This window comes from Candidatus Eremiobacteraceae bacterium, assembly GCA_035710745.1.
Classification (GTDB): Bacteria; Vulcanimicrobiota; Vulcanimicrobiia; order Eremiobacterales; family Eremiobacteraceae; genus JANWLL01.
Window position 1 is genome coordinate 46,712 of record DASTCX010000025.1, and the last position, 15,924, is coordinate 62,635.

17 protein-coding genes are annotated in these 15,924 nt (G+C 62.8%); 6 read left to right on the top strand and 11 right to left on the bottom strand.

What is annotated here, in order from left to right; all coding sequences use genetic code 11:
* Nucleotides 1-2 precede the first annotated feature (2 nt).
* On the bottom strand, nt 3-698 hold the full coding sequence (locus tag VFO25_09760) for a hypothetical protein (protein HET9343185.1): 696 nt from the start codon (nt 696-698) through the stop codon (nt 3-5).
* Between the two features lie 58 nt (nt 699-756).
* On the opposite strand from VFO25_09760, the gene typA reads away from it, so the two are divergent.
* A complete protein-coding gene (typA, locus tag VFO25_09765; protein ID HET9343186.1) occupies nt 757-2,586 on the top strand; it encodes a translational GTPase TypA in 1,830 nt (609 codons plus the stop codon).
* Nucleotides 2,587-2,705: 119 nt separating this feature from the next.
* Here typA and VFO25_09770 read toward each other — a convergent pair whose 3' ends face one another.
* Nucleotides 2,706-3,194 carry a cupin domain-containing protein gene (locus tag VFO25_09770; GenBank protein ID HET9343187.1) on the bottom strand — a complete coding sequence of 163 codons (489 nt, stop codon included), beginning with the start codon at nt 3,192-3,194 and terminating at the stop codon, nt 2,706-2,708.
* A 3-nt stretch (nt 3,195-3,197) separates the two neighbouring features.
* Entirely contained in the window at nt 3,198-3,599 is a 402-nt protein-coding gene (locus VFO25_09775) for a VOC family protein (protein HET9343188.1), read from the bottom strand.
* A 165-nt stretch (nt 3,600-3,764) separates the two neighbouring features.
* On the opposite strand from VFO25_09775, the gene VFO25_09780 reads away from it, so the two are divergent.
* Nucleotides 3,765-4,274, top strand: coding sequence for a phosphatase PAP2 family protein (locus tag VFO25_09780; protein HET9343189.1), 510 nt, complete (start codon nt 3,765-3,767; stop codon nt 4,272-4,274).
* Between the two features lie 28 nt (nt 4,275-4,302).
* Here VFO25_09780 and VFO25_09785 read toward each other — a convergent pair whose 3' ends face one another.
* Genes VFO25_09785 through sufC form a run of 6 tightly spaced genes read right to left on the bottom strand, consistent with a single transcriptional unit; the run spans nt 4,303 to nt 9,679 of the window.
* Nucleotides 4,303-4,698, bottom strand: a complete 396-nt coding sequence (locus VFO25_09785) for an SUF system NifU family Fe-S cluster assembly protein (protein ID HET9343190.1) — start codon at nt 4,696-4,698, stop codon at nt 4,303-4,305.
* Nucleotides 4,695-5,954, bottom strand: a complete 1,260-nt coding sequence (locus VFO25_09790; protein ID HET9343191.1) for a cysteine desulfurase — start codon at nt 5,952-5,954, stop codon at nt 4,695-4,697. Before VFO25_09790 ends, VFO25_09785 begins: the two co-directional genes overlap by 4 nt.
* 2 nt (nt 5,955-5,956) lie before the next feature.
* Nucleotides 5,957-6,268, bottom strand: coding sequence for a non-heme iron oxygenase ferredoxin subunit (locus VFO25_09795; GenBank protein ID HET9343192.1), 312 nt, complete (start codon nt 6,266-6,268; stop codon nt 5,957-5,959).
* Nucleotides 6,269-6,273: 5 nt separating this feature from the next.
* Nucleotides 6,274-7,494: a Fe-S cluster assembly protein SufD gene (gene sufD / locus VFO25_09800; GenBank protein ID HET9343193.1), complete on the bottom strand. Its 1,221-nt coding sequence runs from the start codon at nt 7,492-7,494 to the stop codon at nt 6,274-6,276.
* Between the two features lie 3 nt (nt 7,495-7,497).
* Nucleotides 7,498-8,910, bottom strand: a complete 1,413-nt coding sequence (gene sufB, locus VFO25_09805) for a Fe-S cluster assembly protein SufB (GenBank protein HET9343194.1) — start codon at nt 8,908-8,910, stop codon at nt 7,498-7,500.
* 7 nt (nt 8,911-8,917) lie between these two features.
* Nucleotides 8,918-9,679 carry a Fe-S cluster assembly ATPase SufC gene (gene sufC, locus VFO25_09810; GenBank protein HET9343195.1) on the bottom strand — a complete coding sequence of 254 codons (762 nt, stop codon included), beginning with the start codon at nt 9,677-9,679 and terminating at the stop codon, nt 8,918-8,920.
* 179 nt (nt 9,680-9,858) lie between these two features.
* Here sufC and VFO25_09815 point away from each other — a divergent pair, with 179 nt between their 5' ends.
* The 4 genes from VFO25_09815 (at nt 9,859) to VFO25_09830 (ending at nt 11,657) form a co-directional block, all read left to right on the top strand.
* Nucleotides 9,859-10,482 (top strand): methanogen output domain 1-containing protein, encoded by a 624-nt coding sequence (locus tag VFO25_09815; GenBank protein ID HET9343196.1) that lies wholly within the window; start codon nt 9,859-9,861, stop codon nt 10,480-10,482.
* Nucleotides 10,469-10,876 (top strand): iron-sulfur cluster assembly scaffold protein, encoded by a 408-nt coding sequence (locus tag VFO25_09820; protein HET9343197.1) that lies wholly within the window; start codon nt 10,469-10,471, stop codon nt 10,874-10,876. The genes VFO25_09815 and VFO25_09820 overlap by 14 nt, the downstream gene beginning before the upstream one ends.
* 204 nt (nt 10,877-11,080) lie before the next feature.
* Nucleotides 11,081-11,473 (top strand): STAS domain-containing protein, encoded by a 393-nt coding sequence (locus VFO25_09825; protein ID HET9343198.1) that lies wholly within the window; start codon nt 11,081-11,083, stop codon nt 11,471-11,473.
* Between the two features lie 13 nt (nt 11,474-11,486).
* Nucleotides 11,487-11,657 carry a hypothetical protein gene (locus tag VFO25_09830; protein ID HET9343199.1) on the top strand — a complete coding sequence of 57 codons (171 nt, stop codon included), beginning with the start codon at nt 11,487-11,489 and terminating at the stop codon, nt 11,655-11,657.
* A gap of 62 nt (nt 11,658-11,719) precedes the next feature.
* On the opposite strand, the gene VFO25_09835 is transcribed toward VFO25_09830, so the two are convergent.
* Together VFO25_09835 and VFO25_09840 are read right to left on the bottom strand one after the other, a co-directional pair.
* Nucleotides 11,720-12,616, bottom strand: coding sequence for a hypothetical protein (locus tag VFO25_09835; protein ID HET9343200.1), 897 nt, complete (start codon nt 12,614-12,616; stop codon nt 11,720-11,722).
* A gap of 717 nt (nt 12,617-13,333) precedes the next feature.
* The gene (locus VFO25_09840; GenBank protein HET9343201.1) at nt 13,334-15,895 is read right to left on the bottom strand and encodes a diguanylate cyclase; all 2,562 of its coding nucleotides are present in this window, start codon (nt 15,893-15,895) and stop codon (nt 13,334-13,336) included.
* Nucleotides 15,896-15,924 lie beyond the last annotated feature (29 nt).

The window sequence follows — 15,924 nt, forward strand, 5'->3', positions numbered from 1 at the left end:
GGCTACGCTCCAGCCGAGTCGGCGACGAACGTCGACGGCCTGCGGAAGTGACCCGCGCGATATTGCTCGATGCAGAGCGTCACGAGGCGCTCGGGATCCTTTTCGAACAAGAGCTGCGACCCGGTCTGCTTGCCGAGCTTCGGCACGATCGTGTCGAGCTGGTCGGCCATCCCGCCCGATCCGGCGAGCACGCCGATGAGCTTGCCTTCGTCGAACGCGATGCAGAATTCGCCGAGCGTACCCGAGCGGCCGCCGGCGATGATGACGATATCCGATGAATGGATGTTGTGCACTTCGCGGCCCATGAGACCGCTGCCGGTGTAGATGATGACGTCGTAGGCATCGACCGGTGATTCGTATTTCTTCACGTGCTCGCTGCGAGACAGCGCCGGTGAGATGCCGACCGACAGACCGCCGGCATCGCGCGTTCCGCGCGCGCTGTCGTACGGCAGACCCGGACACGCGCCGGTGATGAGCACGCAGCCCGCCTTTGCGACTGCGACGCCGAGCTGATAACAACGTTCGCGCACTTCAGGATCGAGCTCGCCGCCGGCGGAACCCATGATGCCGATGCTGCGGACGGTCGGGTCGCTTTCGGGGTCGTACGTCGGATCCGCATCGGGCGCGACGTCACCGGAATAGGGACGCAGCTCTTGACGCGCGGGGTTATCACCGTCTGAATACGTCTTATTCGACATGCGGCCCGGTTCGCGCCGGACCAGGCTTCTCCCCGCGCACGTCGTAGCAGTCAACGATATGCGCATCCGCTCCGATATCCGCAACATCGCGATCGTCGCACACGTCGATCACGGCAAGACGACGCTCGTCGATGCGATGCTGCGGCAAGCCGGCATATTCCGCGACCCGTCGCAGGCGGGCGAGCTCATCATGGATGTCAACCCGATCGAGCGCGAGCGCGGCATCACGATTCTCGCGAAGAACACCGGCATCGATTGGGCCGGCTACAAGATCAATATCGTCGACACGCCCGGGCACGCGGATTTCGGCGGTGAGGTCGAGCGCGTGCTCCAGATGGTCAACGGTGTGCTGCTGCTTGTCGACGCCGGAGAAGGGCCGTTGCCGCAGACGCGCTTCGTCTTGCGCAAGGCGCTCGAGCAAGATCTGCCGGTCGTGTGCGTCATCAACAAGATCGATCGCAAAGACGCGCGGCCCAAAGAAGTCCTCGATGAAGTGTTGGCGCTCTTCATTGACATCGGGTGTCAGGATCATCAGCTCGATTTCCCGGTCTTGTATGCGGTCGGGCGCGAGGGAACCGCGACGACCGACCTCGCTGTTCCCGGCACGGATCTCAAACCGCTGATGGACGCGATCCTCGAGCACGTCCCCGAGCCGCCCGGCGACGACGAGGGCCCGTTCCAGATGCTCGTCTCGAACATCGATCACAACGACTACGTCGGGCGGATCGCCGTCGGCCGCATATTCCGGGGCAAAGTGCACCCTGGCGATGCGATCGTCCGGCTCGGGCACGAGCTGCGGACCGATCATCGCGTCACGAAGATATTCGAATTCTACGGTCTGCAGCGCCGCGAACTGAGCGAAGCGAAAGCCGGCGACATCATCGCGCTTTCGGGAGTCGAAGGCGTCAATATCGCCGAGACGCTCGCGGATGCCACGTCGCCGGAGGCGGTCGACGCGGTGCTCGTCGACGAACCGACGGTCGTCGTCGATTTCGTCGTGAACGCAAGTCCCTTCGCCGGGCGCGAAGGCAAGTATCTGACGAGCCGTCACATCAAGGAACGGCTCGAGCGCGAGCTCGAGAGCAACGTCGCGTTGCGCGTGACGCCGACCGCGTCGCCCGACACGTTCTCCGTGTCCGGACGCGGCGAGCTCCACCTCACCGTGCTCATCGAGACGATGCGGCGCGAAGGCTACGAACTCGCCGTCTCCAAACCGCAAGTCGTCGTCGTCGAGCGAGACGGCGTCAAGATGGAACCGGTCGAGTACGTCGTCGTCGACGTCGCCGACGAGTATTCCGGCGCCGCGATAGAGGCGCTCGGTCGCCGGCGCGCGACGATGCTCAACATGCTCCAGTACGGTTCGCGCCGGCGTCTCGAGTACACGATGCCGACCCGCGCCATCTTCGGCTTGCGCAACGAGCTCATGACGTTGACGCGCGGCACCGCGATCATCAACCACACGTACTACGACCATCAACCGCTCGCGGGCGACATCCCGCACCGTAATGTCGGCGCGCTCGTGAGCGCGGAGACGGGCGTGGCGACGGCCTACGCCCTTGACAACTTGCTCCCGCGCGGTACGTTCTTCATCTTCCCGCAGACCGAGGTCTACGAAGGCATGGTCGTCGGTCGTGCGAAGACGGAGGACGACGTCCTCGTCAACGTCTGCAAGGCCAAGAAGCTGACGAATATGCGCGCGTCAGGCTCGGACGATGCGCCCAATCTGCCGCCGCCTGAGCTCATGTCGCTCGAACGAGCGCTCGAGTTCATCGAAGACGACGAGCTCATGGAAGTGACGCCGAAATCGATCCGTCTGCGCAAGCGCTTGCTGACGGACGACGCGCGTCGCAAGAGAAAGATCTCCACCCGCCAACGCGCAGTCCTCTAGTTGCGGTCAAACGAAAATAATAATGGAGCGGTCGACCTTTACGGTCGACCGCCGACAATCTTAATGGGTGAGACCGCGGCGGTCGACGATAAACGTCGACCGCTCCCTTTCATACCCGTTTACTCTTCGCCGTCGTAGTAGTCGAGCGACTGCGGCGAGCTCGCGCGCACGATGGTGTCGCCGGGAATGGCCAGTGCCCACTTGCCGCTATCGGGATAGTAGCACGTCTCGTTGAACGGATTGTCCGCCACCATATAGAGGATCAAGTCGACATCGCCATCGTTGCCGACGACGTGCGCCTCTCCCGGTTTGAAGATGAATGCATCGCCTTGGACGATCGGCGTGGTTCCGCCATCGTCGCGCACGTAGCCGCTGCCTGTGATCACGTGGTAGAACTCCCATTGGTGCGAATGGGAATGATACGGCCACGGTAGCTTGCCGGGCGGAATGCGCTGGATCTCGACGTCGAACGGATGGCACTTGAAGGGATCGGTCGATTTCGGATCGCGGCCGAGCGCTTCGGAGACCTGCTTGCCCGCGCCGGCGAACTTGCCTGAAGGCGACGACCACGTCAGCTCTTCAAGGCCGTTCGTGTTGACCTTTTTCATAGGTTACGCGCCTTGGTAGACCACCTCGATGCGCAAGCCGCTCGGATCGCGCACCCATAAGGCATAGTAGTCTTCGCCGTACTCCGGCACGACGGCGGGCTCGTCGTCGATCTCCGCACCGAGCTCGTCGAGCAGCTTGGCACATTCGTCGACTTTCGCGCGCGAATCGGCGTTGAGCGCGAGGTGGTCGAAGCCGACGCGCCGCTCCGGCTCCCAAAGATCGTCGGCCGTGCTCTTGGCCTTGACGATGATGATCTCGAAGCCTTCGCGCTGATAGCCGAAGCTGTCGTCTTTCTCGAACACCGAGTCGAAGCCCAGTGCGGGCAGAAGCGCGCCGTAGAACTTCTTCGCGACGTTGAACGCGTCGGTGCCTATCTGCAGATGGTGGATCGGATGGACTGGCATTCGCTTCCTTACGCTCGGTACGCCGTGTACAACAAGACAGCATCGCGGCGGCTCACGCGGCCACGTCTGCGCTAGTTGCGACGCGCCGTTCGCCCGTTTCCTGCCGGGTTAGGCCACATTTGCGGACATCGCTCGACGCTCGGCCGCAAAGGCAAGGAAGCCGACGTGCACCAACGACTGCCGATGACGATCGAGCGATACGCACACTCGTTGTGGCCGAATCACTTGCTCGACGCGATCGGCGCAGGTGCAGCGCAGTACGGCCTATATCTTTGTCTCGCGCTTTTCTGCGTCGCATGGTTTCGGTCGCGTCCGCGCGGTGCCGTGATACCGTTTATCGTCTGCGCCGCGCTGGCCGCCGGTCTGGTCTACGTCGCAGGCCTCGTGCACGAAGAGCCGAGGCCGTTCGTCGTGCTCGGGGTGGCGCCGCTGATACCGCATGGAACGGACAACGCGTTCCCATCGGACCACTCAGCAGCGGCCGCGTACGCAGCGACGCTTGCCCTGTTCGTGGATCCGCCGGTGGGAGCTGCCGCGTGGCTGGTGACCGTCGCGCTCGGAGCGGGCCGCGTCTATTGCCTGCTCCACACGCCGCTCGACGTCGTCGCCGGCTGGGTGATCGGCGGTGTACCTGCCGCTGTCGCAGTGATCTGGTGGAGGCGAGTCCGACGATAGCCGAGCTTCGCTCGGCATACCACATCATTTAGTCGTCGGCGTATTTGAGCGCGAGCGCTTGCTTGAGGACCTTGAGCCCCAGGAGCGCACATTTCAGCCGCGCGGCTGAAATCGAAATCCCGAGATTCTCCAACACGGCCTCTTTGCCGATCGCGTCGATCTCGTCGATCCTCTTGCCCTTGATGCTCTCCGTCAGCAGTGATGCCGACGCCTGCGAGATCGCGCAGCCTCTGCCCTTGAACTTGACGTCTTCGACGACGCCGTCGTGGATGCGCAAGTCCATGCGGATCTTGTCGCCGCATAGCGGATTGAGATCCTCGAACGAGGCATCGGGTTGTTCGAGCGTGCCGGCGTTGCGCGGATTGCGATAGTGGTCGAGGATGAAGTCGCGATAAAGCGAGTCCATTCCGGAGAAGTCGTTCATGCGATCTTGAAGATCGCCTTCGCCTTCTCGATCCCCGCGATGAGCGCGTCGACTTCGGCCGGCGTGTTGTAGAGGTAGAACGAGGCGCGCGCCGTCGCCGGCACGTCGAGCCGTTCCATGAGCGGCTGGTTGCAGTGGTGACCGGCGCGGACGCAGATGCCTTCGCTGTCGAGGATCGTCGCGAGGTCGTGCGCGTGGATGTCGCCGACCGTCAGCGAAATGACTCCGGTGCGGTGCTCCATGCCCGGCCCGTACAGTTTGACGTTCGACACGTCGCGCAAGCGCTTGAGCGCGTATTCGGCCAACTCCAGCTCGTAGCGATGGATGCGGTCCATACCGATCGCCGTCAAGTAGTCGACGGCTGCGCCGAAGCCCACCGCTTCTGCGATGGCCGGCGTGCCGGCTTCGAACCGCGCGGGAATGCCTGCGTACGTCGACGACTCGAGGCGCACGACGCCGATCATACCGCCGCCCGCCATGAACGGCGGCATCGCTTCGAGCAGCTCGCGGCGGCCCCAGAGGATGCCGACACCCGTCGGCCCGAGCATCTTGTGCGCGGAGAACGCGACGAAATCGCTCCCCCAAGCGGCGACGTCGACGGGCATGCGCGGCACCGCTTGGCACGCATCGACGACGCTGACCGCTCCGGCCGCGCGCGCGCGCGCAGACAGGAACGCGACATCGTTGACCGTCCCAAGCGTATTGCTCACCGCCGTGAACGCGAAGAGTTTCGCACCGTCGAGCAGCCGGTCGAGATCGCGCAGATCGAGCAATCCGTCGTCCGTCACGCGGACGAAGCGGAGCGTCGCACCCGTTTGCTGCGCAAGTATCTGCCAGGGCACGAGATTGGAGTGATGCTCCATCTCCGTGACGACGATCGCATCGCCGCGACGGATATTCGTCCGGCCCCATGAGTACGCGACGAGGTTGATGCCCTCGGTCGCGTTGCGGACGTAGATGCATTCCTCGACCTCGCGCGCGCCGATGAAGCGTGCGATCTTCCGACGCGCCTCTTCGTACGCTTCGGTCGCGAGCTCGCTGATATGGTAGACTCCGCGATGGATGTTCGCGTGATAGCGCCGATAGTAGTCGTCCATCGCGTCGATGACTTGGATGGGCTTTTGCGACGAAGCAGCGCTATCGAGGAAGACGAGCGGCTTGCCGTGCGGGCGCTCTTTGAGGATGGGGAACTCGGAGCGGATGCGCGCGACGTCGGTCTGCGTCAGCGTCGGTGTCGAGGAAGGTGCCAACGCCACGATCAGACCTCCACCGAGATCGAGCCGTCGTCCGCAACGGAAACCTTATAAGAACGCACGGGCCGAACCGCTGGTAGGCGAGTCGGCCTACCGGTCGTCACGTCGAAGCGCGCACCGTGGCGCGGACATTCGATCTCTTGACCGATGAGCTCGCCCTGGTCGAGCGGACCGCGGTCGTGGGTGCACTCGTCGTCGATCGCATAGAACTTGCCGTCGTAGTTGCACAAAGCGATGCGGCGGCCGCCGGCTTCGACGACTTTCACCGTGCCGACGGGCACGTCTTCAACGCGGGCGACCGCGACGAGTTCGGCCACGAAGGTCAATGCGCTCCAAGCCGCTCGACATGCGGTGCGACCATCTTCGCGAGACCTGCCGTCACTCGCTCGTCACCGACCTTGTGGAAGACCTCCTGGAAAAACCCTTCGACGATCAAGCGCGACGCGGTATCCGTGTCGAGCCCGCGGCTGCGCAGATAGAAGAGCTGCTCGTCATCGACCGGTCCTATCGTCGCGCCGTGCGTGCAGCGCGCGACGTCGTCGATGAGGATCTCGAGCTTCGGCTCGGTATCGGCGCGCGCGCCTTCGGCCAAGAGAAGATTGCGATTCGCCTGGTATGCCTCGCTACGCGGTGCGTCTTTGCCGATCGAGATGGTGCCGGTGTAGGTCGAATGCGAGCGGTCGTCGAGCGCGCTCTTGAAGAGCAGATCGCTGCGCGTGTCCGGCGCCCGGTGGCCCTGAAGCGTGTGGAAATCGAATTGCTGGTCGCCTTCGCCGAACACGAGCCCGAGCATGTCGCTCTCGGCGCCTTGCCCGACAAGCTCGACCTCGACGTCAGCGCGTGACACGCGGCCGCCCATGGCAAAATTCAGCATGACGAGTTTGGCGTCGCGCCCGACACGTGCACGTTGATGCGACATCGAAACGGACCGGCGATCGTCGTCCTGGACATGTGCGTACGTGAGGTGAGCCCCATCGCCCACGATCAAGTCGACGACCGAAGGCACGGGCAAACCCCCGTCCGAGTGGGTGTCAACCAGAGACAGTCTTGCGTCCTTGCCCAGTACCACGAGTAGCCGCGGGTACGGTCCGCCCATCCAGCCGAGTCGCACGGGCTCCGAGACCTCGACGCCATCGGGCACGTATACGAAACTGCCGATTTTCCACGCGGCTTCAGCAAGCGCGGAATACTTGCCGATGCTCAGACCGGCGTGTACGTGCGACCATGCTTCTCTGACGACGTTTTCGAAACGACCGAGCCCTTCGACGCGAAGCTGTCCAACGACAACGCCATGTTGAACATCGACATCGGCCAACGTTTTCCAGCCAGGACTCGCCGGCTGCGGCGGCACGAATTCAAATGCCAGGCCGGAAAGGTCGGTACGCCTCCAACCTTCGGAGCGCTCCGTCGGAGACGGCAGCGACTGGAAGCGATCGAACGCAGCGAGCCGATTTTCGAGCAGCCACGCAGGTTCTTTGTCCGCGGCCGACGCGGCCTCGATCGCCGTTCGATCGAGCGTATGCTTCGAGACAGTCTGCGCCACGCTCTAACCGACCGAGCCTTCCATTTCGAGCGCGATGAGCCGGTTGAGCTCGACCGCGTACTCCATCGGCAATTCCTTGACGAACGGCTCGAAGAAACCGTTGACGATCATCGTCGTCGCCTCGACTTCGGTGAGACCGCGGCTCATGACGTAGAAGAGCTGCTCCTCGCCGACTTTCGAGACGGTCGCCTCATGCTCGATGCGAACGTCCTTCTCGTCGATCTCCATCGTCGGATACGTGTCCGAGCGCGACTCCGCGTCCATGAGGAGTGCGTCGCAGCGCACGTTGGACTTGACGCCGTGGCAGCCTTCATAGACCTTTACGAGACCGCGGTACGTCGTGCGGCCGCCGCCCTTGCTCACCGACTTGCTCGTGATGATCGACGTCGTGTCAGGCGCTGCGTGTACCATCTTCGAGCCGGCGTCCTGATGCTGACCGTTCGCCGCGTAAGCGATCGAAAGGACTTCGCCCTTCGCGCCTTCTCCCATGAGGTAGACCGATGGGTACTTCATCGTCAGCTTCGAGCCGATGTTGCCGTCGACCCATTCGACGTGCGCGTTCTTCTGCGCGAGCGCGCGCTTCGTCACGAGGTTGAAGATGTTCTTGTACCAGTTCTGGATCGTCGTGTAGCGGATGTGCGCGCCTTCCTTGGCGATGAGCTCGACGACCGCCGAGTGCAGCGAGTTGCTCGAATACGTCGGCGCCGTGCACCCTTCGATGTAGTGGACGAACGAGCCGGGCTCGGCGATGATGAGCGTCCGCTCGAACTGGCCCATACTCTCGGCGTTGATGCGGAAGTACGCCTGGAGCGGCACCGACACGTGGACGCCCGGAGGCACCCAGATGAACGAGCCGCCCGACCACACCGCTGAGTTGAGCGCCGAAAACTTGTTGTCCGCAGGCGGGATGACCGTCGCGAAGTGCTCGCGGACGATGTCTTCATGCTCTCGCAAACCGGTGTCCATATCGGAGAAGAACACGCCTTGCTCTTCGAGGTCCTTGCGGATCGAGTGGTAGACGACTTCCGAGTCGTACTGCGCGGTGACGCCCCCCAAGAACTTGCGCTCGGCTTCAGGGATGCCGAGACGGTCGAACGTCCGCTTGATGTCCTCGGGAACTTCTTCCCACGTCTTGCCCTCGACGTCGGACGCGCGCATATAATAGAAGATGTCATCGAAGTGGATCTCGCCGAGCAAGTCGAGATTCGCCCACGGTGGCATTTGCTTCGCGAAGAAGATATCGAGCGACTTGTGGCGGAACTCGCGCATCCACTGCGGCTCGTTCTTCATCACCGAGATCTGCTCGACGATGTCGTGATCGATGCCCTTGCGCGCCTTGAACGCGTAGCTCGCTGTTTGGTCGTGGAACCCGTAGCGGTAGTCTTTGTCGACGAGTTCCGTCTGCTTGATGGCCATGAAAACTTTAGGCCCCCACGAGATCTTTGGTGAACGGGTCGTATCCGCCGCTTTCGAGCCGCTCTGCAAGCTCGAAGCCGCCCTCTTGGACGATCTGACCCTTGACGAGGACGTGCACGACGTCCGGCTTGACGTAGTTGAGGATGCGCTGGTAGTGGGTGATGAGCAACACCGCATGCTCGGGCGAACGATATGCCTCGATGCCCGCAGCGATGACCTTGAGCGCGTCGATGTCGAGACCGGAATCGGTCTCGTCGAGGATCGCGAGCGTCGGCTTGAGGACGAGCATCTGCATCATCTCGAGCCGCTTCTTCTCGCCTCCGGAGAAACCGTCGTTGACGTAGCGGCCGAGCACGGCCGGATCCATCTTGAGGCGCTTCGTCGCGTCGTCGAGCAGCGATTTGAATTTCGCCGGCGTCAGCGGCGCCGCGCCTTTGTGGCGCGCCATGAGCGTGTTGCGCATGAAGTTCGCGACGCTGACTCCCGGAACGGACGAGGGATACTGGAAGCACAGGAACATGCCGGCGAGCGACCGCGCGTCGGGCGACATCTCCAGGATGTCGCGACCTTCGAAGCGCGCGACGCCGCGCGTGATGCGGTACTTCGGATGCCCCATGAGCGCCAGAGAAAGCGAGCTCTTGCCGGACCCATTCGGGCCCATGAGCGCATGGACGGACCCACGCTCGATCGTCAGGTCGATGCCGCGGATGATTTCCGTCTCGCCGACGCTCACGTGAAGGTCTTTGAGCTCGAGGATCAGGTCTGCCATCGTTCCTCTCAAAAGCCGGGACACTCGGCCCGGCGGCTGGTCTCCTTATATCTTACGTTATATCTTACGTTTGTTCGGCCGAGATAGTCAAGATTACTGTTGATTATCTTTGTCACTCTGGTATACTTTAAACACAAGATATGCGCGAGGACGCCTTTTTCCAGACCACCCGCGGCCGGGTGCTAGAATCGCTCAAACGACGGGGCGGATCGACTGCCGCCGAGCTCGCTGCCGAGCACGGCTTGACCGTCAATGGCGTCCGCCAGCACCTGAGCCGTCTCGAGAGCGAGGGCCTGATCGCGGAAGGCCAGACGCGGCGCGGCCGAACGAAACCGAGCGTCGTCTATTCCGTGACGCACGCCGGTGAGCGCCTCTTCCCGCAGCGCTACGACGTTCTCCTGAACGCCGTTCTTCACGAGCTCCAGCTCGAGGACGGGAACGATCGGATCACCGCGCTCTTCAAACGTATCGGCGAACGCTCGGCACGGAAATACGCCGGACGATTCGAAGGCAAAGCGTTACCCGAGCGCGTCGATGAAGTGACGAAGATATTGCGCGAGCAAGGCGTCGTGGCGGATTGCACGCAGGAAGAAGGCGGTTACGTCATCCGCGAGCACAATTGCCCGTTCAAAGAGACTGCCGGCGCGCACCCGCAAGTGTGCACGGTCGTCCACACGCTCATGAGCGAAGTGCTGCCGGCGAAGGCGGAGCAGCGCAGCTCGATCGCCAAAGGCGACGCCGTCTGCGAGTTCCACATACCTTCAGGCAACGACGCATCCGGAGAATCATATGGACTTTCCTAAATTCCAAGAGCTCGTCACGAACCGCGCCGGCTTCGCGCAGATGCCCGATCCGACGGCCACGGGCGAGTACTTCTCCGACTCATGCGGCGACATGTACACGTTCTATCTCAAGATCGATCCGCCCGGTCATATCAAAGACATCTCGTACTTCACGACCGGTTGCGGGTTTGGCGTCGCCACGGCTGCGATCGTCACGGAGTTAGCGAAGGGCAAGACGGTCGACGAAGCCGCTTCGATCACCGAGGCCGATATAGAAGGCTATCTCGGAGGATACCCGGAGCGCAAGAAAGACTATCCGACGCGCGTTTTGGAAGCGCTGCACGTCGCGATTGATAACTATCGCAAGGCCGCTGCTCCGACGACTGCGGCAGAAAGTTTCGCCAAGCTCGACTAGAGCGCAAACCCCTTTTCCGCGATAATCTCCGTGTCATACACATGCCACGTTGTATGAAACGTCGCACGCTTCGCTCACACGTTTGTTCTTCACCGTAACAATTAAGGTTAGCGTGGTGTAATCTTTATACGAGAACCAAACGGTTCACGCCAACGTTACAACTTCAGCGAGCGCTAAGCTCGCCCACATAAAATGGCAATGGACATGCAACAACTCGAACATAGCGCAGCTGGTCGTAAACGCGGACGCCGTCGTGTCATTCCGACGGATCAGATCCTCGTCGGCGAGCGCCTCGACGCACAATCGGCAAAACGTTTCGCGCGCTCGATGTCGAGACTCGTCGAATCAGGCTCGCGCGATTGCATCATCGATCTCTCGAAGACCGAAGCGGTCGATTCGTCGGGCTTCGGCTCGCTCATCGCCGCCGTCCGCAAGATCGGCGACATCGGCGGTGTCGTCGCGATCGTCTGCAGCAACACTACCGTCCGCCGGCTATTCGAAGTCGCCGGCCTCACCCGTTTCGTCCCGGTCGTCCCCCGCATCGAAGACGCGCGCCTGCTCCTGAGCGCAAGCGCCCGAGCCGCGCTCGCCTCGTAGCGAGCGGTCCGCCATGGCCACCGGCATCAAGATATTCCCGAGCCTCGAAGAAGCGCAGGCTGCCGGATTCACGCTCTACGAAAAGCGGCCCGACGGCTTTCTCGTGCGCCGCGACGACGGCCATTCGTTCGCGCTCGCGCTCGTTATCACCGAACCGCCGGCCGACGAGAAACCGCAAGAATAGTTCGTTCGACTTCGCCACCCGTACCCGCAAATCGCACGCGCCAAGGCGCGTGCGATCGTTTTTTATTGGGCGAACGCGATGCCGCTCGGCAGCGTTCCAAGAACGAGCTTGCGATTGGGCCCGAGAATGGTCCCTCCGTTCTTTTGATTGGCTTGCATCAAATAGAGATCGCCGGTCGTCGGGTCAAACGCAGCGCCGAGGAATCTCGTCCTATCACCCGCCCTGCCTAGCTGCTGCCCCAAAGTGAACGGCGGCTCCAAGCTGACGGAATAGGCTTCTTGGTTGCAGCAGCCGCGTACGACCACGACGGCTTCGTTGGTCGCTGGATCGGTGCCGAGAAAGAAAGCTGCCGGACGACAGCAGTGGTGTAGACCCACCTCTTCCTTCGATATGATCGAATCGGTCGATGCATCGATGGCGATAATCGTTTGCTGCCGGGTCCCGGCTAGGACATATAAACCGTCCGAACTCGCCACTAAACTGATCGGGTCGCAGTTGTTTTGCTGGCGGCATTTCCCAGCCGCAATACTCTTACGTTGTATTCCCGTGACCGTATCGATGACCGCGATGCTGTTCGTGTCCGGCTCGCCGACGTAGAGCCGATGAAACGCTGCCGAATAGGCGATACCGCTCGTACTGGCACCGACGTCGATGGTCTTGACGACCGCCTTTTGTACTGTGGAGATCTCGGATACGAAATTGCTGCTAAAGCCGCCCGCGGCGTAGATGCGATCGCCCCGGCCGGCGGTCGCGCCACCACCTACGGTGTCCGGCACGGAGATTGTGCCGGCTAGTCTGTTGCCTGCAACGTTGAAGATGATGAGCGACGTCCCCGAGTGCGATTCGAGGTAGGCGAGAGGTCTATTCGGATCGATGAGTACTCCGGTAATCTGGTCGCCGACGTCGAAAATGTTCTTGATTGTAAGGCTGGCCGGGTCGACCGCGGCGATGGCGCTCAATGCGGGGAGCGTGACCACCAGCTCGGGCGATGGACTCGGGGCCGGGGCTCCTCGGACCGATCGTTCAAGAACCGTTACGGGGCGGACCGCCGTCGTCGCGGAACATCCGACGACCAAAATTGCAAGGACCGCGGCTACTGACAACAGCACCGATGATGAGAACGGACGCATGGCAGTATCTCCCGCAAGCGAGCTTTGGGCCGCGGTTCTTCGGAAAGGCGGTTTGGGCTCCTTCGGTCAGAGATGTCTTGACGCGACTAGCAAGCGCTTCTTTGGTTCGGTGTCGAGACGCGCGTCTCTAATCGTCCGGCTGGACCGGCGAGAATCTCGCCAGTCGTCGGATCGACAACGTAGTCCGGCATGTTGATCACAGATGAGGCCATGAAGCCACGCCCGCCGCTGCATAGCTGGTCCTGTCTGATCTCGAACACAGCCACTCCACCCTCGTAAGGCATCCAACGAACGCCGGGTCTTTCGTCAATGGGCAACCGAGCGACGATCGCTGACACGATGCCTCGAAGGCGAGGCGTGAGATGCTGTGTTGCAAAATCGCTTTTCGTCGGGCGCAAGAAGTGCGGCCAGATGTGCTCGACGCTTGGCTGCGGAGTCTTGTGCGAATCTCGTTCGCTCGCAGGCATGCCTTTGACCACACCGCCTGGTGCGACAGGGACGGGAGAAAATGCGCAGCTTGCCGGACGCGTCGTGGTTGCGCAACGGCTATCTTGCCGCGTCTTTTCCGTGAAGCGTCTCGAGGGAGCGCCCGAAGATTTTGACGAGTGCCGGATCGTAAGCGGTGCCGGCTTGGCGTTCGATCTCGCGCAACGCGGCTTCCGATGAAACCGCGCGCCTGTGCGGACGATCGTTCGTCAGCGCGACGTACGAATCGATGATCGCGAGCACCCGCGCCACGAGCGGGATCTTCGCGCCGATGAGCTTTTCCGGATAGCCGCTGCCGTCGAAGCGCTCGTGGTGGCAGGCGACGGCTTCTGCGACCGGCTCGCAACCCGCCATCATCCGCAGGATGTTCGCCCCGACGGCCGTGTGCGTCTTGACAAGCTCGTACTCGTCTTCCGTCAGCCGGCCGGGCTTGCCGAAGACCGAGCGCGGGATCGTGATCTCGCCGAGGTCGAGCAGAGCGGCTGATTGCAGCAGGGTGTCGCGATCGGTCTCGTCGAGTCCGGCGACGCGAGCGAACGCCGCGGCCAAGCGGTTGCAATCGACCATGTGCGTCCGCGCGTACGAACCGCTATTCGCGATCGCCGCGACGAGCCCGGCGAAAGGACCGATGTTCCCCTCGAGCATTCTGATCGCTTCCGGCGGCGGGGTCGGCGCCGCAGCCGCGCGCTTCTTCGTGTAGAGCGATGCATCGGCGGCTTGGATGAGATCTTCGCGGCGCTCCGCATCATCGGGGAAGACCGCGACGCCGATCGAGAGGTCGATCGGCACCGTCCGCCCTTCTTCGATCTCGAACGGACGGCGGTTCACCTCGGCGATGAGGCGCCCCGCGAACGTCCACGCGGCATCGTCGTCCGTGTCAGGGAGGATCGCGCAGAATTCGTCACCGCCGTAGCGGCCGACGACGTCGGTCTCGCGAGCGATGCGTCGCAGCGCGCTGGCCACCGTCGTCAGGACGCGATCGCCGGTCGGGTGGCCGTACGTGTCGTTGAAATGCTTGAAGTTATCGATGTCGATCATGAGCAGTGCGAGGCGCCCGTCGCTCCGCTGTGCGCGCTTGAGCTCGACCATCAGACGCTCTTGGATGCCGCGATGGTGGAAAAGCTCGGTGAGCGGGTCGTGATCGGCGAGGACGCGCGCGTGCTCGTAGAGACGCGCGTTCTGAACGGCGACCGCCGACTGCTCCGCGATCGCGCCGAGCAGCTGCATATGCCGTTCGGTATACATGCCCGGCTCGTACGACTGGGCAGAGATAGCGCCGATGACTTTGCCGCCGACGATCATCGGCACCGCGACGACCGACTGCACGGTCGTCGGGCCCGAGCCGATCGGCTGGTTCGTCAGCTGGTCGCGTTCGGCGGCGTTGCGGACGCGGATCGGCTTGCCCGCGGCCATGACCATGCCGACGATCGTACCGGTCGTCGAGAATTTCTCGGGCTCGAACACCTTTTCGCCTTCGACGAGGTACTCGAGGCGGACCGAGTCGCCTTCGCCGCTGTCGAGCGCGACGAAGAACAGCGGCGCGTCGATGACGCGCTTCACCTGGCTGTGGATCTTCGAGAAGACGCGGTGTAGATCGAGCTCCGATGAGACCGCGTTGGCGACTTCGACGAGCAGGTTGAGGTCCTCGGCGCGGCGCGTGCTCTCCAAGAGGTTCTTCGAATTCTCGATGGCGACCGCGAGCTGTTCCGAGATAGCGACGAAGATGTCGCAATCGGTCTCGCTGTACGCCCGGGCGCGGTTGCTCTGCACGGACAGGACGCCAAGCACGCGGTCGGCGAGCTTCATCGGCACGATGAGCGCCGACGCAGGGTTCAGCGCGTCGCCGAGCGTCACCGAACGGACGCGATCCCAATCCTCGGGCTGTCGGATGATGACGGGCCGGCCGGTGCGCATGACCTCACCGGATACGGTGTTCGTCGGCATGCGGATACGCTCGTTGTTGATTCGGCCGAATTCGGCGTTGTAGTGGATCTCGAGCGCCTCTTCATCTTCGGTGCGAAGCGCGGCGAAGAAGATCGACGCGTCCATGACGCGGCCGATGAGCGTGTGGAAGCGGCGGAACAATTCATCGAGGTCGAACTCGCGCGCGAGTACGCGTGCAGTCTCGAGGAGCAGCGACAGCGAGCGCGCTTGGACTTCGCGATACGCGTCGTCGCGCAGCAGCGTCAGATGTTGTGCGACGAGGGTCGACAGCATCGTGACGTCGTCGGCCGCGTCGCCGGAGAATGCGACGTCCGCTTGCGCGAGGATGAATCCGACGTGCCGGCCGCCACACCACAACGGCGCGACGAGCGCATGCGCGAGCCTGCCGACGGTGCTCGAACCGTTCGTGACGGATGCGCGGCGGATCGGTTCGACAGTCGGCAAGAGCGTCGGCTGCTGGCACCCGAGCGCGACGGCGAGCGTCTGCGCGTCGAGCGGTTCCGGCATCGGCTCGGCGAGATCGGCGTGATATTCGAAACGGACGGGGCTCGATTCGTTCGCGTCGAGCGTCGCGATCGTCAGACGGCGGACGTCCTGCTCGGACAGGATGCGATGCACCGCGGCGAATGCTTCGCCGCCGCGTTGACGCGCGAAGACGTCGGCCATGCGGACATGCACGGAACCGGCCCTCGGCCGCTCCCGCGCGG